Source organism: Helcococcus bovis (assembly GCF_046035835.1).
In the GTDB taxonomy this organism is placed as follows: domain Bacteria; phylum Bacillota; class Clostridia; order Tissierellales; family Peptoniphilaceae; genus Helcococcus; species Helcococcus bovis.
In genome coordinates, this window is record NZ_JBFNGB010000011.1 from 25,601 (window position 1) to 49,891 (window position 24,291).

Genomic DNA, 24,291 nt, shown 5'->3' on the forward strand with positions numbered 1-24,291 from the left:
GGATTCAAATTTGATTCCTTTTTTTTATAATAGAGGAATGATGCAATTAAATAATGAAGATAAATTAAAGAAAATTGAATATATTAAAGAAAAAATTTCTACAATAGATGAACAAATTGTTGAGCTTGTTGATGAAAGATTTAATATGGGAGATGTGCTTTTTGAATATATTTATAAGAATAATATCGATATAATTGATAAAAATTGTAATGAGATAAATTTTTCGGAAAAAACTATGGAATATGATGAATATATTACTGAATTTCTTGATTATTTGTCTGATATTAGCAAAAAGAGAAATAATTATATACAAAAAAAATATAATTCAAAATATGCATATGTTGGAGATAAAAGTAATTACGATTTAACAAAATTCATTTATGAAAAATTTTTAGATGAAAAATATTTTAGATTTAAGCCTGATGAAAATTTACTTGAAAATTTATTAAAAAGAAAAAATTTTGTTGGATTAAATATAGCGTATCCATATAAAACTGAGATTATTAAGTATTTGGATAATGTTACAGATCAAGTCCAAGAAATAAATGAAGTTAATTTAGTGCAATTTTATAGAAATAGAAAATTTGGTTTTAATACTGAATATTTTGGAATAATAAAGTTATTAAATAGACATAATATTAATTTAACTGGAAAAAATATTTTAATTATAAAAAAAGATGAGTCAATAAAAACTATAGAATATGTATTGAAATCGTTGAATGCAGGAAATGTACACATTCATGATTTAAATCATTCAAAAGAAATTATTTTTTCAAATTTCGATATTGCGTTTAATCTTACAAAATTTTCCGACTTAGATATAGTACCAGAAATAAACTTTGAAAACTCTAAATTAGAGTGTTTAATTGATATTTCAACCACTACAATATTTTCAAAATTATATTTAGATGCTAAAAAGTTTGGTATTAAAGCAATAAATGGTGTATATAAAACTATGTATCAAGAAAAGAAGAGTATAGAAATTTTATCAAGAAAAAGATTTGATGATATAGAATTCGAGAAAATTGTTACTGAATTTGTGAAGTCTAAATTAAATATAGTTTTAGTAGGAATGCCAGGTGCTGGAAAAACAACAATAGGTAAAAAACTTGCTAAAATACTTGATAGAAAACACATAGATTTGGATAAAGAGTTTGCAAGTGAATATGGTATAAGTCCTTCAAAATATCTTCTTGAAAGAAGTGAAGAATCTTTTAGGGAAAAAGAATCTTTAGTTGTTAAAAAACTTGCAAATCTAACAAATGCAGTAATTTCTACAAGTGGAGGTGTTGTACAAAAACTAGATAATTATTATTACTTAAAAACTAATTCAATTATTTTTAGAATTGATAGAGATTTAGAAAAATTGTCTACAAAAAACCGACCATTATCGTATGGAGGCATAGAAACCTTAGTAAGAATGCGTGATGAGAGAGAAGAAAAATATAAATATTTCACTGATTTCGTCGTGAAAAATTATGGTGATTTTAATGGAGTAGCATATTTAATTGCAGAAAAATTTAAGGATTTAGAGTTTTAATTAAAATTTAATAAAGAAAGAGGTATAAATGAATAAAATAAAATAATTTTTATTTGTATTAATTTTCACTTTTTTTATTTTTAATGTTTCATATGCTCAAGCAAGTAATGAAATTTTAAAAAATAGTGAAAATATAGATACTTTTGAAAAGTTAAAACAGTATTTGGAAGATGAAAATAGACCTTTAGATGTAGAAATAAAAGGAGAGTTTAATTTTAAAAATTCTATTATTTGAAATTAATGATGAAACATTAAATGGGTTAGATTTTGCGAAATCTAGAGCAACAGTATTTTTCGAAAATAATATTTCTTCAAGAGGTGGAGCGATAGGGACAAATGGAAGTGTTTACTATGGAGAAAAAAATGATCTATTTAATATAGAAGTTGAAAAACAATGGCTTAACCTAGATTCTGAAGAAATAAAAATAAAACTAGTAGCGGTCGATTCTGATAAAAAATATGTATTAGAAGAAAGATTATTGAATAAAGATAATAATTTTAAAACTAGATTTGAAAAATTACCAAAGTATGCAGGAAATAAAGAAATTATATATATAGTAGAAGAAATAAATAATGGTAAATATGACGTTTCTTATAAAAATAATATAATTAATTCTAAAGATATAAGTAATGATGAAGAAATTAAAGTTATAATAAGAAATACAAAATTACCAGAAAAAACTTCAATCCCAGTAGAAAAAGTATGGTTAGATAACAATAACCAAGACAACAAGCTTCCAGAAAGTATAGTAGTAAGACTATATGCAAATGGGGAAGCGACAAATCAAAAAGTGTTGTTGATAAAAGAAGTAGACTGGAAAGCAACATTTGAAAACTTAGATAAGTATAAAGATGGTAAGGAAATAGTGTATACTGTTAAGGAAGAAGGCGAAAAAGATGGAAAGATAACATTTGGATCAACAATCTATGATGTAATCTATACAAAAGTTGAAAATGAATTTAAGATATTTAACAGTTATAAACCACCATTGCCACCAGTACCGCCAGTAACACCGCCAGTGACGCCACCAGTAAAATCACCTGAAAATCCAGAAACAGGAGATAACTTTAAGTTACCAGTATTTATTGGTGCGGTTTTAGTTGCTGTAGTAGGACTAGGCTGGATAGCTATTAAAAAGAGAAAAAACAAGGATGAATAATTAACATATTATTTAGAATTAGTTTTTGATAAAAATATATAATTTTTGGGGATAGAAATAAAAATTTCTATCTCTTTTTGTTTTATGGAACAGAAAAAGTAAAATTGCAAAAACTGTTCCAAAAAGAGCTATCTTAACAGCAAAAAAAATGGAACAGAAATTTAAAAATTAAATTCCTGTTCATAATATTTAAACTATACTAAAAAATAAATAATTACATTTCAAATTCAACTAATATTTGATAATGATCTGATGTGAAAATATCATCAAATTTGTCTCTAATTATTTTGCTGCTTAAAATTTTGATTGGATATTGAGTAAATACATAATCGATAGGTTGTCCTTCAATATCGTCTTTATAATTGTGAATTGTAAGTGAGTTTTCCTTATCGCTAAAATGATTAAAGCTATTATCGAAGTCCTTATGATTTATTAATTTGTCAATATATCCATCCATTGGTCTTGTGTTGAAATCCCCAGTAATTATAGTGGGAATATTGAATGTTAAGCTTAATAATTTACTTGAATTTATAATTAATTCAGTGGAATTCATTCTTGCCTTAATTCCTACATGGTCGAAATGTGTGTTCATGAAAATAAATAAATTTTCATTTGTCAATTTGTCTGAAATAATTCCAAATGAACAAATTCTTGCTAAATCACCATCCCATCCTATATTAAATCTTTCTGTGATTTTTTCTGATAGCCAAAAAGTATTTGTATAACTTAATTTGAATTTATCATTTTTTATAAATATTGGATTCATTTCTTTTCCTTCAGTTTCATCTCTGAAAATTCCATAAAAATCATATTCATCCTCAAATAAAATTTTTAAGTCTTTAAGCTGATTTTCTTTAACTTCCTGAAATCCAATAAAGTCAGGAGAATATTTTTCAATAACTTTTTTTACACTATTTTTTCTCATATTCCAAGAATATTTGTCAAATTCGTTTTCATATCTAAGATTAAAACTCATAATTTTATATTTTTTCATAATTTCCTCTTTTAATTTTTTTCATTTAATACTATTATAGTATATGTATTGTAAATATTAAAATTTTGGAGGAGAAATGTTAAGAGAAGACTTAAAAGGCTTGTATTCAGCTTTATTGGTACCATTTAATGAAGATGGAAGTGTAAATGAAGAAGGATTAAGAAAAATTATCAGACATAATATTGATAAAATGAAAATAGACGGACTTTATGTTGGTGGTTCAAGTGGTGAAAACTTTTTACTAGGAAAAGAAGAAAAGAAACAAATATTTGAAATTGCAAAAGATGAAGCGAAAGATCAAATTAAATTAATTGCTCAAGTGGGAAGTTCAAATATTTATGAAGTAATTGAATTAGGAAAGTTTGTAACAGAATTAGGATACGATGCAATTTCAGCGGTAACACCATTCTATTATAGATTTAATGCTGATGAAGTTTACAACTATTATAAAGAAATTACAGAAAATGTAGAAAATGATTTAATTATTTATTCAATCCCACTATTAACAGGTGTTGATATGGGAATTAAAGATTTTGAAAGATTATTTAAGTTACCAAGAATAGTTGGGGTAAAATACACATCAGCAGATTTCTACTTATTAGAAAGATTGAGAAAAGCATTTAAGGAACAATTAATTTTCTCAGGATTTGATGAAATGTTAGTTCCAGCTGTTGCTAATAATGTAGATGGTGCAATTGGATCAACATATAATGTAAATGGTATTCGTTCAAGAGAAATATTTGATGCTGTAAAATCAAATGATTTACAAAAAGCATTAGAAATTCAAAATTTGACAAATGATTTTATTTCAGCTGTTTTAAATAATGGACTTTATCAAACATTAAAATACATTTTACAAAGAGAAGTAAACTCTGACAAACAATTCTATTCAAGAAAGCCAATGGCTCAAATTACAGAAGCACAAAAAGAAGAAGCAGAAAATATTTATCAAAAATTTATAAAATAATGGAGTAAATAATGATTTTAACATTAGACATAGGCGGGACAAATATTAAAACAGGGATATTTGAAAATTCAAAATTCACACAATTAAATTCCTACGAAACAGGTATTAAGGATAGTTCTTTTAATATGCTTGATAGGATTTCATTCATAATTGATGAAACACAAAAATATCATAAAATAAGCGGTGTTGCGATATCTACTGCAGGAATTGTTGATAGTATGAATGGTAAAATAGCCTATGCTAATGAAAATATTCCAAATTACAAAGGTACCGAAATTTCAAAATATATTATGCAAAAATATAATTTACAATCAACCGTTGAAAATGATGTAAATTGTGCGTTACTTGGAGAGCTTACTCAAGCAAAATATAGGGATGTACAAAATGCGTTAATGTTTACTATTGGTACTGGAGTAGGAGGAGCATTATATGTAAATGGAAAACTTTTATTCGGACATTCATTTAGTGGTGGAGAAGTAGGATATTCAATATTTAACGGGCAAAATATTGAGAAAATAGCTTCAACAACATCTCTTGTAAATAATGTTAAATCAAGAATTAATATTGAAGAAATAGATGGGAAATGGATATTTGATCAAGCTATAAACTACAAAAATCAAATTTGTGTTGAAGAAATTGATAAATTGGTTGAAAATATTGTTAATTTAGTTGTGAATTCTGTTAGCCTATTAAATCCTGAATATGTAATTCTGGGTGGTGGAATCATGGAACAAAAAGAATATCTTCAACCGATAATTCAAGAAAAATTTGAAAAAATGTACACAAATAATTTTGTAAAACAGTATACAAATATTGAATTTGCTGAATTGGGTAATACCGCTGGAATGTTTGGAGCTTATGAGGTTTATAGGAATAAAATTAAATAAATAAAATGATAATACGAGATTAGAGATGAAAATTTCTAATCTCTTTTACTTTATAAATTTAAGAATTTTACATTCCACATTGCTCATCTTGGAGGAGGGATAGGTTTCCAAATGCAAAGAATCCAAGATAATTATTAAGATTGGGATTCTTTTGATGAAAGTTCGAAAGATACACTTTTAGATAAATTTTATTTTGATTCAGCAAACTTTTTAGAAGAAGCAATAAAACTTAGTGTTGAAGTATTTGGATAAGAAAAAATATTGATGGGAAGTGATTTCCCATATTTTAGAAATGGAAAATATGTTAGAGCGGCAGATTATATTAGAAATGCAGACTTGAGCAATGAAGTTAAAGAAAAATTTTAAGGAAGAATGCTGAGTATTTGTATAATTTGATAGTTCGAGGAAAAAGTCATTTAACAGCTTGAAGTTAAATGATTTTTTTTTGATTTAAAATGATTGACATTGATTGTTTAAGGTGGTATTTTATATATTGTAAGAGGTGATTACATGCTTAAAGAGGAAAGATTATCTAAAATAATTGAATTTATAAATAAAAAGAATACATTAAAAACTGAAGAAATAGCTGATTATTTAAATGTTTCTTTAGCAACTGTTAGAAGAGATTTAAATGAACTGGATGAATCAAAAAAAATCAAAAAAATATTTGGGGGTGCAAAATCAATCAAGAATATAAATTACATAACTACTGAAGATAGAATGGATGATAAAATAAATGTTAATATTAAACAGAAGCTTGCGATAGGGAAATTTGCAGCTGGATTGATACATGATAATGATTTTGTTTATATGGATGCTGGATCAAGTGTAGAAGCGATGATTACATATATTCAAGCAAATAATGTTGTATTTGTTACAAATTCAATATGGATTGCAAGAGAGTTATCTGCATTAAAATATAAAGTATATATTTTGCCAGGTGAAATTAAATTGAGTACAGATTCGATAATAGGGGTATCAGCAATACAATATTTGGCGAAGTTTAATTTTACATTGGGATTTTTTGGAACTAATGGTATTCATAAAGATTTTGGATTCACTACTCCAGACATTAATGAGGCTATGATTAAGTCGGAAGCGATAAAAAGATGTAAAAAGACATATATTTTAGCAGATTCAAGTAAATTTGATATAGTATCGCAAGTAAGTTTTTGTAACGATTTATCAACAGAAATAATTACAGAAAAATCTGAGAAAGACCATTTTATTGGTAAAATTTTGAAATTATAGGAGGAATTATGATTTATACTTTAACGTTAAATCCTGCAATTGATCATATTGTAAGACTTGATAATCTTAAAATTGGTGAAACTAATAGAATGATAGAAGAAAGCATTAATGCTGGTGGAAAAGGGATTAATGTAAGTAAATTATTGAAGAATTTAGATGAAAAAAGCATAGTACTAGGATATATAGCTGGATTTACAGGAAAAGAAATAGATAGAATGTTAAAAGAAGAAGGCTTATCAACGGACTTTATATGTGTTAAAAATGGATTCACAAGAATAAACACAAAAATAAAAAGTGAAAAAGAAACTGAAATAAATGGACCAGGATTAAATGTAGATCAACAAGAAATTGAGAAATTGTTTGATAAACTTGATGATATAAAAGATGGAGATTATTTATTTTTATCGGGTAGTATTCCTTCATCTATGGATAATGGATTTTACGCGAAAATTATGGAAAAATTATCTGATAAAAATATTAATATTGCTGTTGATACAACTGGAGAATCATTAAAGAAAACATTAGATTATTCACCCAAAATTATAAAACCTAATCTTAGAGAGTTAGAAGAATTATTTGATTGTGAGATAAAAGATAAAATTCAGATAGAAGAATATTCTAAAAAATTGCAAGAAATGGGAGTTAAAAACATCATAATTTCAATGGGTGGAGATGGAGCTTACTTTTTATCAGAAGATGGAGATAGTATGTTTTTGGAAGCACCAAAAGGAAAAGTAATTGATACGGTTGGATCAGGAGATTCTATGCTTGCTGGGTTTATGTATGCATTAAAAAATAATTTTTCTTTATTAGAAGCATTTAAATTTAGTGTTAGTTGTGGCTCTGCTACAGCATTTTCTGAAACGATGGCCACAAAAAAAGAAATATATAAAATATATAAAAATTTATAGGAGGAAAAAATGAAAATTAGAGAATTACTGCAATTGCGAGGAATTAGTCTTGGACAATCTCCTGCAACGAAAAATGAAATGATTTCTAAATTAGCTGATTTAATGTTTGAAACAGGAAGTTTGCTTGATAAAAATCAATACATCCAAGATGTTCTAAAAAGAGAAGAATCTGGAACAACTGGTATTGGTGAGGGCGTTGCTATTCCTCATGCTAAATCAAAAGGAGTTAAAAATCCGCAATTAGCGGCGATGACTGTACCAACCGGAACAGATTATGATTCACTTGACGGGGATCCAACAAATTTATTTTTCATGATAGCTGTTCCAGAAAATTCATCAGATGAACATTTAAAAGTTTTATCAAGACTTTCAACGATGCTTATGGATAAATCATTTAGAGATGATTTGTTAAATGCTAAAACAAATGAAGAATTTTTATCAATCATTGAGAAAAAAGAAATGGAAAAATTTCCAGAAGAATTTAAATCTGTTATTTATAATAATGAAGATTCATATGATTTATTAGCTATAACTGGCTGTCCAACAGGTATTGCGCATACATATATGTCTGCAGAAAGTTTAATTAATAAAGCTAAGGAAATGGGCTATACATTAAAAGTTGAAACTCACGGATCTACAGGTGTTGAAAATCAATTAACTGATGAAGAAATAAAAAATGCAAAAGGTATAATTATTGCGAGTGATATAAATATAGATAAGAGTAGATTTAATGGAAAAAGACTTGTAGTTACAAAAGTTTCAGATGGTATTAATAGACCAGGCCAATTAATTAATAATGTATTAGATGAAAATAGACCTGTTTATAAAGCTGAAAAAACTTCTGAAACTAAAGTAGAAGATAAGAATCAAAGTATTGGACAAACTATATATAAACACTTAATGAATGGTGTATCACATATGTTACCATTTGTTGTAGGTGGGGGGATATTGATTGCTATAGCATTTTTACTTGATGATTATTCAATTGATCCTTCTAAGTTTGGCTCAAACACTCCTTTTGCAGCTTTATTTATGCAAATTGGAGGAGCAGCATTTAGCTTTATGTTACCAGTACTTGCTGGATTTATAGCTATGAGTATTGCAGATAGACCAGGTTTAGCTGTTGGTTTTGTTGGAGGGTATCTAGCAAATACAGGTGGAGCAGGATTCTTAGGTGCGTTAGCTGCTGGTTTTATTGCAGGATATCTAATTGTCTTTTTAAGAAAAATTACAAACGTTTTACCTAAATCTATGGATGGTGTTAAGCCTATGTTAATATTCCCTGTACTAGGAATATTAGGTATCGGTGCAATAATGTTGTATATATTAAATCCACCACTAGCTTCTGTGAATACAGCGATTAGTAATTGGTTAAATAATATGGGAAGTACATCAAAATTAGTTTTAGGAATAATATTAGGTGGAATGATGGCAATCGATATGGGTGGTCCAATCAATAAAGCAGCATATGTATTTGGTACAGCTTCTCTTGCATCAGGACCATCAACAGTAATGGCAGCTGTAATGGCAGGTGGTATGGTACCACCATTGGCTATATCATTAGCAATGTTATTATTCAAAAATAAATTTACATCAAAAGATAGACAAACTATTCCTACAAATATCATAATGGGACTATCATTTATTACTGAGGGAGCTATTCCTTTTGCTGCTGCAGATCCTCTTAGAGTTTTACCAGCTTCAGTAATTGGTAGTGCATTAGCTGGATTACTATCAATGTTATTTGATTGTTCATTAAGAGCACCACATGGTGGAGTTTGGGTTATAGGTGTAGTACAAAATCCATTAATGTACTTGGTTGCAATAGTATCAGGTGCGATAGTAGGAGCTATAATTCTAGGAATGTTAAAGAAAAAAGTTATAAATGAATAGTTGATAATAAAAAAGATAGAGAATTTAAGTAAATCTTAAATTTTTCTATCTTTTTTAGTTATATCATACTTAAATTTTATAAGTTTAATATTAGTATGAGTATATTTATTGTGATATGAAATTAGTTCATACATAATTTATGGATATTAAGTATTAGTATGAACATATATTATCCTTTTTTAAAATTTACTCATACATATATTAAGGTGATTTAATTTATGTATGAGCAAATTTATTGACATTATGTATTTAAGTCATACTTATATTAGATTTGTTTTATTTAAGTATGAATAAATAAGATATCATTACTTATTTATATCATACTTTCATAAGTGTTACATAAATTAAGTATGAACATTTATAGTATCAACTGATATTTAGCTCATACTTATTTTATTTATTTTTAGTATAAGTATGAACATTTTGTGTGTCTATCAATTTTTATGTCATACTTATTTTATCTGCGCTTAAATTAAGTATGAAAAATTTATATTGTTTTTATTAAATCGAATTATTTGCTAAGTTTCCATTGAATCACATATGTTATGTTTTCATTTCATATAAAGGGTAAAATAAAACAATATAATTTAATTAAATAATACAATTATTAACTGTGCAAAATAATATATTTTTGTGCAATATTTTGTTATTCATGATGTCGTTTACATTTGATATAATTATTTTAAGAAAAGGGAAAGGATATGAAAAAAAGACAAAAAGAAATTCTGAATTATATTTTTAATAATCAAAATATTGACTTTGATTATATTCTAAAAAAATTTAATATTTCAAAACGCACTCTTTATTATGATATAGAAGATATAAACTATGAGATTAAAAAGCATGGAAAACTTGAAAAATTAGATAATTTATTGATTTATCATGGGAGCGATGAAATTAAAAATGAATTTAATTTAAATAAAAAAATTGTGGAAGATATAGAGTATAGAAGGAATAAAATTATTGATAAGATTTTTAATGATGATGTTGAAAATCTTGATTTATTATCCGAAGAGTTAATTATAAGTAAAAATACTATAATAAATGATTTGGAAAATATTAAAAATAAATTAAAAAAATTTAAGATTGTACTTATTTATGATTCACGATACAAAGTTTTAGGGGATGAAAATTTAATAAGAGAGTTTTATTTGAAACATTTAATGCTTGATGAAGATTTATTGAAATATTCAGATAACAGAATATTAAAAATAAATAAAGAAGCAAATTTAAAACTTACAGATTTTTCTATTTCGTCTCTTTCTAAATATTTATATTTTTGTGAAAAAAGAATAAAAAAAGGATATATATTAAAAGAATTAAATTTTAATGCTTTAGAAGTGAAAAATATATATTATTACAATATTGTTTCTAATATAATTGATTTTGAAAATGATTTAGAAAATGTGTATTTGGTAGCTTATATAGCTAGTTTAACTAATACTAGGAATAAAGAAATTAAAACAGAAATTAAAGATTATATTGAAAAATTGATTTTTAATTTTGAAAAATTTTCTGCCATTCATATAAATGATAAAGAAAATTTTGTAAAACAAATATCTAATCACTTTTTATCATCCTATTACAGAATAAAATTTGATTTTCCTATAGTTAATCCTTTGTTGGATGATATAAAGAATGAATATTCTTATTTGTTTGAAGTAGTTAAGGATTCCATAAATCAAATAGATAATGATGTTTTTAAGAATTTAAGAGAAGATGAAATAGGATTTATTACAGTATATTTTGGGTCAAATATCAATTATTTCTTAAATGAAAATATAAAGGTAATTATCGTATGTCCAAATGGATTGATGATATCCAAATTGATAGAGATGCAAATTATAAATTATTTTCCAACAGTTGAAATAGTAGATTCTATATCAAGTAGAGATATAAAAAAGATAAATAAATCTTATGATTACATAATTTCTACAATTGACCTAAATGATTATAATAATGTAATTTTGGTAAACCCAATATTTTCTAATCAAAATATTGCTGAACTTTCAGAAAAATTAATAAAATTTGACTATTTTATAAGCGAAAATGCAATAAATAAATTAATAGAAATTATTAAACAAAATGCAAAAGTTTATGATGAGGACAAATTATCAAAAGAAATATTTAAATTTTTTATAAAGAAAAAAGAACTTAAAGAAAGGAGAGACCCATTGTTAAGTGAATTATTAAATGAAAATAGAGTAACAAAGATAAAAGAGGTTAATGACTGGAAGGTCGCTATTGCTGAAGCTTCAAAACCATTAATAGATGATAAGAGTATCGATGAATCTTATGTGGAATTAATGATAAATTCAGTTTTAGAATATGGACCATATATTGTTTTAGAAGATGGTTTTGCTATGCCGCATGCAAATGGTGGAAAAGGAGTTAATAAATTATCGGTAAGTATAATGGCTTTAGAAAATCCGGTAGATTTATTAGGTAAAAGTGTAAGAGTATTTTTAGTTTTAGCAACTACTGATTCTAAAACACATTTAAGAGCTTTATCAGCATTATCTAAAATCTTAGAAGATGAAGAAAATATTAAGATTTTAGAAACAGGTGATTATGAAAAAATTATTAATTTAATAAAGAAAAAGGAGAAGGAATAATGAAAATATACACAGTGTGTGGAAATGGAATAGGAAGCAGTCTTTTACTAAAAATGAAAGTAGAAGAAATTGCGATGGAAAACGGGATTGATGTTGAGGTAGAATCAGTAGATTCAAATGCAGCTGTTGGAAAAGATGCAGATTTATTTATAACTGTTAAGGAATTTGAAAATATTTTTCCTAGTGATAAAAAGGTTGCAATAATAAGAAGTTATACAAATAAGAAAAAAATTACAGAAGATGTATTACCAATTTTAAAAGAAATGTCTAAATAGGGAGGAATTTATGAACGGTATTTTATCTTTTATTAAAAATATTTTAGAACAACCAGCATTTTTAATGGGGTTATTCGCTTTTGTAGGTTTAGTAGCATTGAAAAGACCTGCGCATAAGGTGTTTTCTGGAACAATTGGGCCAATTATTGGTTATTTGATGTTAGCTGCAGGTGCTGGAGTTATTGTTTCTAACCTAGACCCTTTAGCAAAGATGATTGAAAAAGGATTTAATATTACTGGGGTTGTGCCTAATAATGAAGCAGTTACATCTGTTGCTCAAAAAGTTTTAGGTGTAGAAACAATGTCTATTTTAGTTGTAGGGTTAGCAATTAACTTGATCATTGCACGTGTTACAAGATATAAATATGTATTTTTAACAGGACATCACAGTTTCTTTATGGCATGTTTATTATCTGCTGTTTTAGGGTCAATTGGTTTTAATGGTATAGAGTTAATTGTTTTAGGTGGATTTTTCTTAGGAGCATGGTCAGCTATTTCCCCTGCAATCGGACAAAAATATACATTGAAAGTTACAGATAATGATGATATTGCAATGGGACATTTCTCAAGTTTAGGATATTATGTTAGCGCATTTATTGGTGGTTTAGTAGGAAAAGGTTCAAAATCTACAGAAGAAATAAAAGTACCTGAATCATTAGGATTTTTAAGAAATACAACAATTTCTACTGCTCTAACTATGATGATATTTTACTTATTTGCAGCAGCGGTTGCTGGTTCAGAATATGTAACTAAAGAATTGTCAAATGGACAAAATGCATTTGTATTTGCAATAATTTCAGCGTTGAACTTTGCGGTTGGGGTTGCGATAGTTTATGCTGGAGTTAGAATGATTTTAGCTGATTTGATTCCTGCTTTCCAAGGAATTGCTAAGAAAGTTATACCTAATGCTATACCAGCAGTTGACTGTGCTGTATTCTTTACATATGCACAAACAGCAGTTGTTTTAGGGTTTGTTTCATCATTTATCGGTGGAGTTGTTGGTATGTTGATTTTAGGTTTTGCGGGTGGAGTTTTAATCATACCTGGTATGGTTCCTCATTTCTTCTGTGGGGCAACAGCAGGTATTTATGGTAATTCTACAGGTGGTAAGAGAGGTGCAATAGTTGGTGCATTTGTAAATGGATTATTATTATCATTCTTACCAGCATTGTTATTACCAGTTTTAGGACAATTAGGATTTGCAAATACAACATTCGGTGATGTAGACTTTGCGGTTTTAGGAATAATTTTGGGTAGAGTTGGTGAATTTATGCATAATACAGGAATTTATTCTTTAGCAGCTGTAGTATTAGTCGCATTAATTTTACCAAGTATAGTTAGACCATCAGATAAGCCAATTAATCATATTGTTGAAGATTAGGAGGGATATATGAAAATTAAAATTTATGCAGATGGTGCGGATATAAATGGAATGCTTGAAGAATATAATAAAGGTATTGTTTCAGGTTTCACAACTAATCCATCTTTGATGAAAAAAGCAGGAGTTAAAGATTATAAAACTTTTGCTAAAGAAGTTACTAGTAAGATAAAGGATTTATCAGTTTCTTTTGAAGTTTTTGGTGATGATTTTGAAACTATGAAAAAAGAAGCGTTGATTCTAAAAGAATATGGAGAAAATGTTTTTGTTAAAATTCCTATTCAAAACACAAAGGGAGAATCAAGTATACCTTTGATTAAGGAACTATCATTATTAGGTGTTAATGTTAATGCAACAGCTATTTTTACAGTAGAGCAAGTTAAGGAAGTTGTCAATGCAGTATCTGAAGAATCAAATACAATAATTTCTGTATTCGCAGGAAGAATTGCTGATTTAGGGGTAAATCCTATGCCTATTATGGAAGAATCATTGAAGCTTGTTAAAACAAAGAAAAATGTTGAATTATTATGGGCTTCAACAAGAGAAGTTTATAATATAATTCAAGCTGATGAATTAGGAGTGGATATAATAACCGTACAAAATGATTTGTTAAAGAAAATGAATGATTTTGGGAAGGATTTAAATCAAAGATCATTAGAAACGGTAATAGATTTTAATAATGATGTAAAATCTTTAGGATTTTCAATTTTATAAAAATAAAAATAAAAAGAGATTTAGAAGAATTAATTTCATTCTAATTCTCTTTTTTTAGTAGCTATTTTATTTGAATAGATTAATTAATCATCATACTCTTCTCCAAAAAAATCAATATCTTTTCCACTCAAAAATTCGTATAGCCAATTTAGATCTAAAGAGTCATTATTTATTTTAGAAAGAGTAGAATTTTCCTTTGCGACAATTTTTTCAACAGATTCAACTATTTCATCTATTTCACCAGGTCGTACTGAGACAAGTCCATCTTGATCTCCAATGATTATATCTCCGGGATTTATTACTACATTGTTAATCGAAATTGGATAATTAACATAGCCAGGGCCATTTTTATATGGACCATTTGGAGAAATTCCTGAAAAATATATAGGTATATTTAGTTCCTTCAATTTTTCATAATCCCTTATTGCTCCATTAACAACAATTCCGGCGATACCTTTTTTTATAGCAAATGAAACTAGTATCTCCCCGACTAATGCTCTATCCTTGTAATCAACCCCATCAATCACTAAAATATCACCTTTTTTTGCATTGTCTATTGCATAATATATCAATAAATTATCTCCTGCTGGAACTTTTACTGTATAAGCTGAACCTATAAGTTTTAATTGATTTATAGGTTTTAATCTAGAATGGGGAATACATCCAATCCTATTTTTAGCATCGCCAATATTTGCAACTTGAAAATTTCTAAGTTTATTAATTTCGTTTATATCCGCTCTATACACCCAATTATTTATACTAAAGTTTTTCATTATGACCTCTTTTCTTTATTATAATTTAATAATATAATAAAACAGATAATAATAAAAATAGATATTTTACTTATATAATATCTAAAAAATAGATATATAAGAGGTATGAATGAATATAGATCAAATTGAGGCATTTTTGTCTATAGTAGAATATGGAAATATAAATGAAGCATCCAAACATTTATTCATTTCACAATCATCATTAAGTACTAGGATAAAAAGTTTAGAAGAAGATTTAGGTTTTTCCCTGTTTATAAGAGAAAAAGGAGTTAAAAAAGTTTTTTTAACAAGCTGTGGGGAAGAATTTTTAAAAATAGCCAAACAAATGAATATGCTAAAAGAAATGTCTTATAAAATAAAAAATTTAAATTTATCACAAACATTAAAAATTGCAAGTGTAGATGCAGTAAATAATTTTACATTTGTACCACTTTATAAATCATTTATGCAATTAAATAAAAATATAAAGCTGGATATTAAAACTCATCATTCAAATGAAATTCATAATTTAGTAGCTACATCAGAAGCGGATATTGGATTTGTCTACAATGAAATAAAACATCCAGATGTAATTTCTAAGCCAATATTTAGAGAATTAAATTATCTTGTATGTCATAAAGACAGCAATTACTATGATGATATTGAATTATCAAAACTGGATTTATCAAAAGAGATTTTTATAAACTGGGGCAGAGATTTTTACCAATGGCATTTTCATTTTTTTGGAGAAAATACAAAAAAATTATTAACCGTTAATACAGGTTCGTTACTATATCATTATCTAAATGAACCAGGAAATTGGAGTATTGCACCTATGTCCGTAATTAAAAGTTTTAAGGAAAGTGGAAATATAGTTTATTATAAATTAAAAAATACACCACCACCTAAGATATGCTATATGGTAACCAGAAAAAATAAAAATCTATTTGATGAAGATAAAATAAGTAAATTTGAAAACTTAATGATGGAGTTTATAGAATCCAATTATAGCATTTGTACATTCCACACATGGATGATGGAATAAAATATATCCTAATTAATAAGTTATTGAATTAATAATAATTTATTTAGTATAATATACCTATAAGTTTCAGATGGGAGAATAGATGGAAAAAAGAGTAAATTCACTAATAAAAAGTAAAAAAAGAGTAAAAGATCATGGGGAAGTGTTTACGCCTAAATTTATAGTAAATAAAATGATAAATTTAGAAGGTATCAAAGATAGCATTAAAAATTTAAATATGACAGTTTTAGAACCATCAGTTGGAGAGGGGATTTTTCTTACTACGCTTTTACAATATAGATTAGATTATATAAAAAGTATTGTAAAAGACGATGTTTCTTATTATGAAAACTTATCACTTTTAGCACTCACAACTCTTTATGGCATAGAAATCCTTGCGGATAATACAGAAAAAACCGTATTAAATTTATTCCAAACCTACTATGAAAACTATCTTGAAATTTTATCTAAATATAGATGTAAAAAAAATAAAGATGTTTTAGAATCAGCCAAGACAATTATAAGTGCAAATATAGTTCAAGGAGACTTCTTAAAAGGGATTGACTCAGAAGGAAAAGTTATTATTTTTAGTGAATGGAGAGTTAAAACTAAAAAAAATAATAAAAACATAAAAGTTTCTCGTACAGAACACACTATAAATCAGATTAGGCATAAAATAGAAAATAATGATGGAAATACTGAGATTGCAAACAGAAAAAACAGTTTTGAATTTTCTGATAAATATTATGAAGTAGATGCCCAAGAATTAAACTTTTTAGATATGATTGATGAAGAAGAAAATATTGAAGAGCAATTTGAAGAAAAAACATTTATTCAAATATATAAGACTGTTAAAATTACCAGAGTATTTAGAGAGGAAATATTGGTGATAGGAAATGAGAGATAAAACGCAAATTATTCCTTATGAGAGTAGGATAAATAAAATATATGGATACACATCACATGATATTAAAGATAGAGAAAAATATGTAAAAATAGGTGATACTACTAGAGAAGATGTAATGAAGAGGATTTATGAGCAAGTAAGTCAAATAGGCATCACACCAGAGCTTGTGTTTGAAAGGATTGCTCGGAAAAAGACTGGGGAATGGTTTAGAGACCATGATTTACATAAGTTTTTAATAAAAAATAAAATAAAAAATCAAGAATTTGGAACGGCTAAAGAATGGTTTTATTTTGGGGAACATTTAGAAGAAGCTGAAAAATTAACTGATAAATTTATAAATGGAGATTATACAGAAACTCAAATCTTAGAAAAGGATTTAAGATTAAATTATATATTAAGAGATGAGCAAAATGAGGCTGTATCTAAAACTATTAAAAAATATTTTGATGAAAATTCATCAAAAGAATTTTTGTGGAATGCAAAACCAAGATTTGGGAAAACTCTTACTACTTATGACTTTATAAGAAAAACAAATGCAAAAAAGATTTTGATTGTAACAAATAGACCTGCAATTGCAAATTCATGGTATGAGGATTTTGAAAAATTTATATCATGGCAAAAACCATATTATAAGTTTGTTTCAGAATCAGATAGTTTGAAAAATAAAGATGTCATGACAAGAAATGAATACAATGACTTTATATTATCCAATAAAGACTTTGGAATGATTTATTTTATATCCTTACAAGATTTAAAAGGATCAAAATATTTTGGTGGAAATTATGAAAAATATAAAGAGGTTTCAGAATTATCCTGGGATATTTTAGTTATTGATGAAGCTCACGAAGGGGTAGACACACTAAAAACGGATAAAGCATTTGAAAAAATTAAAAGAAGTTTTACACTTCATTTATCAGGTACTCCATTCAAGGCTTTATCGTCTGGTAAGTTTGCAGAAGAAAATATATTTAACTGGACATATCTTGATGAACAAAAAGCAAAAATGGAATGGGATAATTGTCAAGAAGAAGATAATCCTTATGAAGTGCTTCCAACACTAAGTCTTTTTACATATCAAATGAGTAAAATTATTGAACCAAAAATTGAAAAGGGAATAAGTATTGACGAGCAAAATTATGATTATGCATTTGATTTAAATGAATTTTTTAAGACGGATGAATTAGGAAATTTTGAATACGAGGATTCTGTAAAAATTTTTCTAGATAATTTAACTAAAGGAAAATTTCCATTTGCAAATACAGAGTATAGACATAAACTTTGTCATACTTTATGGATATTAAATAGAGTAAGTTCGGTAAAGGCACTAGAAAAATTATTAAAAGAACATGAAGTGTTTAAGGATTATAAAATAATCATTGCAGCAGGGGATGGTAAGTCTAATAATGATTATGAAGATGAAAGTAGTGATTATAAAAAAAATCAAAAGAGCCTGGATAAAGTAAGAGATGCGATTAAAAATAACGATAAAACAATTACACTTTCAGTTGGACAATTGACAACGGGAGTAACTGTACCTGAGTGGTCTGGTGTAATGATGTTGAGTAATATGAAATCTCCAGCATTATATTTTCAATCTGCATTTAGGGCTCAAAATCCATATAGATTTACAGATAAAGAAACAGGGGAGTTATTTGTTAAAGAAAATGCCTATGTATTTGATTTTGCACCAGAGCGTACATTAATCTTATTTGATGAATATGCAAATAACTTATCATCTTCTAAAGATACTGAAAATAGTAAGAGTAAAGAAAATAATATAAGGAAATTATTAAACTTCTTCCCAGTTATTGCAGAAGATAGTAATGGATATATGAAGGAAATAGATGCAGAAGAGGTTATGACTATACCAAACAAATTGAAATCTCAAGAAGTTGTAAAACGTGGGTTTATGTCAAATCTTTTATTTGAAAACATTCAAAGTATATTTCAAATTTCATCAGAACTAAAAGACATTTTAGATAAATTAGAAGTTGTAAAAAACACTAAAAATACAGGGAAATCAAAAATAGACTTGTCTAATTCTCCAATGTTAAATAGTGAAAAGACAAAGGTAGAAATTCCTATAAATGTAATAGAAGATAAAATTAAAAAATTATTTAATGAAAAAATATATCAAGATAATGTTTCAGATGTTATAGATTCAGTAAGTGTAAAAGAAGATGATATCTCGATTATCTCAAATAGAATTGCAAAAAATATAGTTAAAAATATAAGTGAAGATTTACAAAATGTAAAAACTGATTTTGAATTAAAGAAAAAAGATATTGAAAAAATTCAAAAAAATACCGAGTCGCAAATAAAAAATATAGTTGAGAAGGTTAAATCGGAAGAAAAAATTGAGATTTCAATAAAGGACTCTGAAATAGATTATGTAATGAAAAATAATGTATATACTCAAGAAGAAAAAGAGGAAAAGATTTCAGAATTAGAGAAACAAAAAGCTGAAATTAAAAAACAAACTCTAGAACAAATTAAAACGGAAATCATAGAAATTCCTAAAAAAATTGTAGAAGAGCAGATTACAAAAGTTGAAGACAATAAAAAGAAAAATATAGAAGATGATGTGAGGGACCACTTAAGAGGTTTTGCTCGCACTATACCAGCTTTTTTAATGGCTTATGGAGATAGAAATACCACTCTTGAAAATTTTGATAAAGTAGTAGATGAAAAATCATTTAAGGAATTAACATCAATTACAATTGAAGAATTTATTAAATTAAGAGATGGTGGGGTGTTTATTGATGATGAAGGAAATGAAAAAGAGTTTAAGGGTATATTTAATTTCGTAGTATTTAATACATCTATCCAAGAGTTTTTTAATACAAAGGAAAAACTTTCACAATATTATGATAAAGAACAAGATGAAGATATATTTGATTACATTCCCGCGCAAAAGACAAATCAAATATTTACACCTAAAAAAGTTGCAAAAAGAATGGTGCAATTTCTAGAACAAGAAAATCCTGAGCTTTTCAAGTCCAAGTATACTAAGTTTTTAGATCCATACTCAAAAAGTGGTATTTATTTAGTTGAAATAGTAAAGAAGTTAAATAAGTATTTAGGAGATGAGATAAAAGACGAAAAAGAAAGAATAAAGTGGATACTTGAAAATCAAGTCTATACGCTAGCACCTACAAACATTATTTACAATATAGTTAAAAACTATGTATTAAGCAATTTTGAAAATATAGATAATAGAAATATAGTCAAACATGATTCCTTACCAGATGCAGTAAATCATAAATTGGAAGAATCTATCAAAAAAATTTGGGGAGATGAAATGAAATTTGATGTAATAATTGGTAATCCGCCATATCAGGAAGAAAATAAAAATAGAAATAGAGATGATTCTATTTATAATGATTTTTTTGATGAATCTTTTGAGTTAGCAGATATTGTTTCGTTTATTACTCCTGCAAGATTTTTGTTTAATGTAGGCTCTACGCCTAAAGAATGGAACGAAAAAATGTTAAGAGATCCACATTTAAAGATAGTTTTTTATGAACAAGACTCATCAAAAATTTTTCCTAATACTGATATAAAAGGAGGAGTAGCCATTTCAAACTGGAATAGATATGAATTTTATGGTGCTATAGAAACTTTTACTGCATATGAAGAATTAAATGAATTATTACATTGTGTATCAAGAAAAAATATTTTAGATGTTTTTGGGAACATTATGTATGTACAAAATAAATTTAATCTAAAAAATTTATTTCAAGATTATCCTGAATTTGAAGGAATAATAGGTGGAGAAAAAAGGTTAATATCTTCAATATTTGATAAATTACCAATTTTGTTTAAATCTGAAAAAATAAATTCGGATTATATAGGTATCGTAGGACGTCAAAATAATGAGAGGGTAATAAAATATATCAACAGAAAATATATAGAAGACAGTGAAAATCTAGAAAAATTTAAGGTATTAGTCCCTGCAGCAAATGGCTCAGGAGCTATTGGAGAAGTACTGAGTACACCCCTAATCGGGGAACCCCTAATCGGGCATACGCAAACATTTATTAGTTTAGGAAGTTTTGATAGTAGAGAAGAAGCTGAATATTTAATAAAATATATAAAAACAAAGTTTGCTAGAGCAATGCTTGGAATAAAAAAAACAACACAAAATAATAAAACTAAAGAAACATGGTCTAAAGTACCTTTATATGATTTTTCTAAGATAGATATAATAGATTGGAGTAAAAGCGTTGAAGAAATTAATCAACAATTATATAAATATAATAATATTCCAGAATATGTTGTTAAATTCATTGAAGAAAAAGTAAAACCTATGGAATAAATTATAATTTTATTAATCAAAAAACGGGGATGCAACAAAAAACAACTGAAAAGATGTTTTTTGTTGCATCCCCTTATTTGAGAGCGGTTATTATGGTTTTTCAATTTTGAAAATACAGATGTATTTTCAAAATACCTTAAAATTTATATTAAGATATTCTCGATTTATTTATTTTTTTTTGCTTGATACAAATATTCCTACTAATTAAGCTCCAGTCATTGTAATATAGCTCATAATGACCAAATCAGAGGTGTTTGGATTTTGATTTTCATTTTTTCTTCTTTAGAATTTGATTTAGTCATGTTTTGCTCTTTAGCTTTTGGTTTATTCATTTCATGTTGAGGTTTTGTTTTATCCATATCATGTTTTGACATAGAATTTGTATCATTTTCTTGTTTTTTAGGAGTATTATCCTTAACTTTTGGAGTTAACATATTTTTATCATTGTTATCATTCATCATTGGTGGATTTGAGTGCTCTATTTCTTCTTCAGACTCTGGTTTTTTCATGTTATTGTTACCCATATTTTCATTGTCTTCTGGTAATTTAGGAGACATATTTTCTTTTTCAGATTCTGGTGTTGTAGGAAGATTAGTAGTTTTCGGATTCTTTTCCAGTTTCTGGGTTTCTTGGTGTATTTGGAACCATTTCTTCAGTTTTTGTAGGTGTTGGTTTTAATTCTGGGCTATTCATGATATTGTCTTTTTCGTTCTTTAGATTAGAAGGTTTGCTAGGAGTATTCATACCGTTATTTTGATTTTCGTTTTTTTGTAGGTTATTTATTAAAAATTCATTTATTAAATCAAATTTAAATTTATCTAAAGTAAGATTTTCAAATTTATATTTACCTAATCCAGCAATATCATCTCCTTGACGTCTGTGATCAGGTAAACTAGGCGTATCATTTAAATTGTTTTTAGATTCGGAATTACTTAATTTAAATATTTTAGTTGCTCCATACTGTTCTCGGCGTTTGTCTGTAAGAACAAGTGTTAATTCACTATATTTCATAAGATTTCTAGCGTTTTTTATAAGTAATTTATTAGATGAAATACTTGTATTGATTTTATCTTCTATTTGTGAATTTTTTTTAACATTATTATCTATTGTAAAACTAAAATTTTCAGGAACCTCAGATTGTGTATGATTTTTTAGGTAATAATTTAAAGTTACAGTGCTAATTTTATCAATATCAGATATTTCAATGTCATATTGATCTTTTTCAATGATATTTGAATTATTTTGAATTTTACTTATAACTTCATTTTCTTTTTTTATATTTTCCTCAGCAAAAGAGAAGTTATTCCCGCTACCTATAAATACTCCAAACGCTAATATTCCACTTACTAGGTCGACTGATAATTTTCTCATACCATATTTGGGCCTTTTTTCGAAAAAATTTTTTTCCTCTTTCTTTTTTATTCAAATATCAAGCGTTTTAGCATTTTTATAATAATAAATTTATAAAAAAGAGCAATTGTTTTACAAAAAAGTTAAAATATAATTGAGATATCTAGTCAGTAATTTTATAGGTATAAGTGATATATTAAAATATCTTTAGCTAGCATAAAAGTAAGCTTGTTGCCACAAAAAAGAAAAAAAGTAAAAAAGGGGATACTTTCCCGCAAAAAACCACAAAAAACAACAAAAATGATGACCAAAAAAAAGAAAAACTTAAAAATGGGACACTTCTCATAAAACCCCCAAAAACCCACAAAAAATCATAACCCAATTTAATATCTAAACCTCTAATCTATTCCTAAAAAACCCCTCTCTCAAAAAATATATATTTTCCATGTTTTAAGATATACTATTATCATAAGAATTTTATTCTATAAAATGAGGAGTAAACGATGAAAAAAGTATTAACAATAGCGGGGATGGACCCAATTGGTGGAGCGGGAATGATGTCTGATATTAAGACGATGACTGCTCATGATGTGTATGGAATGTGTGCAGTTACTTTGCTTAGTGTTCAAAATACAATAGGATTTTATGAAGTTCAGCCAGTTGAATCAGCTTTTTTAGAAAGACAAATAGATACAATTTTTGCTGATATTATACCAGATGCTACAAAAACTGGTATGCTTTTGAATTCTAAATTGATAAAAAGTGTTGTTGATAAAGTAAAACAATATAATCCTAAAAATTTATTAATTGATCCAGTTATGGTTGCACATAGAAAATTTAAATTGATAGATGATGAAGCAATAGAAGTTTTAATTAAAGATTTGATTCCTCTAGCATACTTGATTACTCCTAATATTGGAGAGGGCGAGATTTTGGCTGAAATGAAAATTGAAAATAAATTAGATATGGAAATTGCAGCAAAAATAATTTATGAAAAATTTGGAGTTAATGTTGTTTTAAAAAGTGGAGTTAGTGAAGAAGATGCTGATGACTTGCTTTATACAGATGAAGGAATATTTTGGATTAAAGGAGAAAAGGTTAACACTAAAAATACCAGAGGAACAGGAGATGCACTCTCTAGTGCAATCGTATCAAATTTAGCGAAAGGGAATGATTTAAAAACTTCTGTAATATTAGCTAAAAAATTCGTTCATGATTCATTATTTGAAAAGTTACAAATAGGAAGTGGAATTGGGGCGATTCATCATTCATATGGAATAAAAAAATAAAAACTTGTGTTGTATATCATCAAAGCGGATATAAAACACACACATTTTGTCTACTAAACACAATTA

The 24,291-nt window shown here is 26.7% G+C and carries 19 protein-coding genes; 15 read left to right on the forward strand and 4 right to left on the reverse strand.

Going from position 1 to position 24,291, the window contains the following annotated elements; genetic code table 11:
• Window positions 1-40: 40 nt before the first annotated feature.
• Both ABGF48_RS04830 and ABGF48_RS04835 read left to right on the forward strand, forming a co-directional pair.
• Window positions 41-1,540, forward strand: coding sequence for a shikimate kinase (locus tag ABGF48_RS04830; RefSeq protein WP_408105204.1), 1,500 nt, complete (start codon window positions 41-43; stop codon window positions 1,538-1,540).
• 377 nt (window positions 1,541-1,917) lie between these two features.
• On the forward strand, window positions 1,918-2,700 hold the full coding sequence (locus ABGF48_RS04835) for a Cna B-type domain-containing protein (protein ID WP_408105238.1): 783 nt from the start codon (window positions 1,918-1,920) through the stop codon (window positions 2,698-2,700).
• A 214-nt stretch (window positions 2,701-2,914) separates the two neighbouring features.
• Here ABGF48_RS04835 and ABGF48_RS04840 read toward each other — a convergent pair whose 3' ends face one another.
• Window positions 2,915-3,694: an endonuclease/exonuclease/phosphatase family protein gene (locus ABGF48_RS04840; protein WP_408105205.1), complete on the reverse strand. Its 780-nt coding sequence runs from the start codon at window positions 3,692-3,694 to the stop codon at window positions 2,915-2,917.
• 76 nt (window positions 3,695-3,770) lie between these two features.
• Here ABGF48_RS04840 and ABGF48_RS04845 point away from each other — a divergent pair, with 76 nt between their 5' ends.
• From ABGF48_RS04845 to ABGF48_RS04885, 9 genes are all read left to right on the forward strand, one after another.
• Window positions 3,771-4,661 (forward strand): N-acetylneuraminate lyase, encoded by an 891-nt coding sequence (locus tag ABGF48_RS04845; RefSeq protein ID WP_408105206.1) that lies wholly within the window; start codon window positions 3,771-3,773, stop codon window positions 4,659-4,661.
• 11 nt (window positions 4,662-4,672) lie between these two features.
• Window positions 4,673-5,548, forward strand: coding sequence for an ROK family protein (locus ABGF48_RS04850; protein WP_408105207.1), 876 nt, complete (start codon window positions 4,673-4,675; stop codon window positions 5,546-5,548).
• A gap of 510 nt (window positions 5,549-6,058) precedes the next feature.
• On the forward strand, window positions 6,059-6,799 hold the full coding sequence (locus ABGF48_RS04855) for a DeoR/GlpR family DNA-binding transcription regulator (protein WP_408105208.1): 741 nt from the start codon (window positions 6,059-6,061) through the stop codon (window positions 6,797-6,799).
• An 8-nt stretch (window positions 6,800-6,807) separates the two neighbouring features.
• Complete coding sequence (pfkB, locus tag ABGF48_RS04860) at window positions 6,808-7,710, forward strand: 1-phosphofructokinase (RefSeq protein WP_408105209.1); 903 nt, start codon at window positions 6,808-6,810, stop codon at window positions 7,708-7,710.
• A gap of 9 nt (window positions 7,711-7,719) precedes the next feature.
• Entirely contained in the window at window positions 7,720-9,603 is a 1,884-nt protein-coding gene (locus tag ABGF48_RS04865) for a PTS fructose transporter subunit IIABC (protein WP_408105210.1), read from the forward strand.
• A gap of 701 nt (window positions 9,604-10,304) precedes the next feature.
• Complete coding sequence (locus tag ABGF48_RS04870) at window positions 10,305-12,218, forward strand: BglG family transcription antiterminator (RefSeq protein ID WP_408105211.1); 1,914 nt, start codon at window positions 10,305-10,307, stop codon at window positions 12,216-12,218.
• The gene (locus tag ABGF48_RS04875) at window positions 12,218-12,493 is read left to right on the forward strand and encodes a PTS sugar transporter subunit IIB (RefSeq protein WP_408105212.1); all 276 of its coding nucleotides are present in this window, start codon (window positions 12,218-12,220) and stop codon (window positions 12,491-12,493) included. The genes ABGF48_RS04870 and ABGF48_RS04875 overlap by 1 nt, the downstream gene beginning before the upstream one ends.
• A gap of 10 nt (window positions 12,494-12,503) precedes the next feature.
• Entirely contained in the window at window positions 12,504-13,874 is a 1,371-nt protein-coding gene (locus tag ABGF48_RS04880; RefSeq protein WP_408105213.1) for a PTS ascorbate transporter subunit IIC, read from the forward strand.
• A 9-nt stretch (window positions 13,875-13,883) separates the two neighbouring features.
• Window positions 13,884-14,585 (forward strand): transaldolase, encoded by a 702-nt coding sequence (locus ABGF48_RS04885; protein ID WP_408105214.1) that lies wholly within the window; start codon window positions 13,884-13,886, stop codon window positions 14,583-14,585.
• Window positions 14,586-14,668: 83 nt separating this feature from the next.
• On the opposite strand, the gene ABGF48_RS04890 is transcribed toward ABGF48_RS04885, so the two are convergent.
• Window positions 14,669-15,358 (reverse strand): RraA family protein, encoded by a 690-nt coding sequence (locus ABGF48_RS04890; protein WP_408105215.1) that lies wholly within the window; start codon window positions 15,356-15,358, stop codon window positions 14,669-14,671.
• Between the two features lie 109 nt (window positions 15,359-15,467).
• Here ABGF48_RS04890 and ABGF48_RS04895 point away from each other — a divergent pair, with 109 nt between their 5' ends.
• The 3 genes from ABGF48_RS04895 (at window position 15,468) to ABGF48_RS04905 (ending at window position 21,586) form a co-directional block, all read left to right on the forward strand.
• Window positions 15,468-16,382, forward strand: coding sequence for a LysR family transcriptional regulator (locus ABGF48_RS04895; protein ID WP_408105216.1), 915 nt, complete (start codon window positions 15,468-15,470; stop codon window positions 16,380-16,382).
• Between the two features lie 82 nt (window positions 16,383-16,464).
• On the forward strand, window positions 16,465-17,268 hold the full coding sequence (locus tag ABGF48_RS04900) for a hypothetical protein (protein WP_408105217.1): 804 nt from the start codon (window positions 16,465-16,467) through the stop codon (window positions 17,266-17,268).
• Window positions 17,258-21,586: an Eco57I restriction-modification methylase domain-containing protein gene (locus tag ABGF48_RS04905; protein ID WP_408105218.1), complete on the forward strand. Its 4,329-nt coding sequence runs from the start codon at window positions 17,258-17,260 to the stop codon at window positions 21,584-21,586. Before ABGF48_RS04900 ends, ABGF48_RS04905 begins: the two co-directional genes overlap by 11 nt.
• A gap of 230 nt (window positions 21,587-21,816) precedes the next feature.
• Here the strand turns inward: ABGF48_RS04905 and ABGF48_RS04910 are convergent, their stop codons facing one another.
• Both ABGF48_RS04910 and ABGF48_RS04915 read right to left on the reverse strand, forming a co-directional pair.
• A complete protein-coding gene (locus ABGF48_RS04910; RefSeq protein ID WP_408105219.1) occupies window positions 21,817-22,143 on the reverse strand; it encodes a hypothetical protein in 327 nt (108 codons plus the stop codon).
• Window positions 22,144-22,177: 34 nt separating this feature from the next.
• Window positions 22,178-22,957, reverse strand: coding sequence for a hypothetical protein (locus ABGF48_RS04915; protein WP_408105220.1), 780 nt, complete (start codon window positions 22,955-22,957; stop codon window positions 22,178-22,180).
• A gap of 482 nt (window positions 22,958-23,439) precedes the next feature.
• Between ABGF48_RS04915 and thiD the strand changes: the two genes are divergently transcribed.
• Window positions 23,440-24,225: a bifunctional hydroxymethylpyrimidine kinase/phosphomethylpyrimidine kinase gene (gene thiD, locus ABGF48_RS04920; RefSeq protein ID WP_408105221.1), complete on the forward strand. Its 786-nt coding sequence runs from the start codon at window positions 23,440-23,442 to the stop codon at window positions 24,223-24,225.
• Window positions 24,226-24,291: the final 66 nt, after the last annotated feature.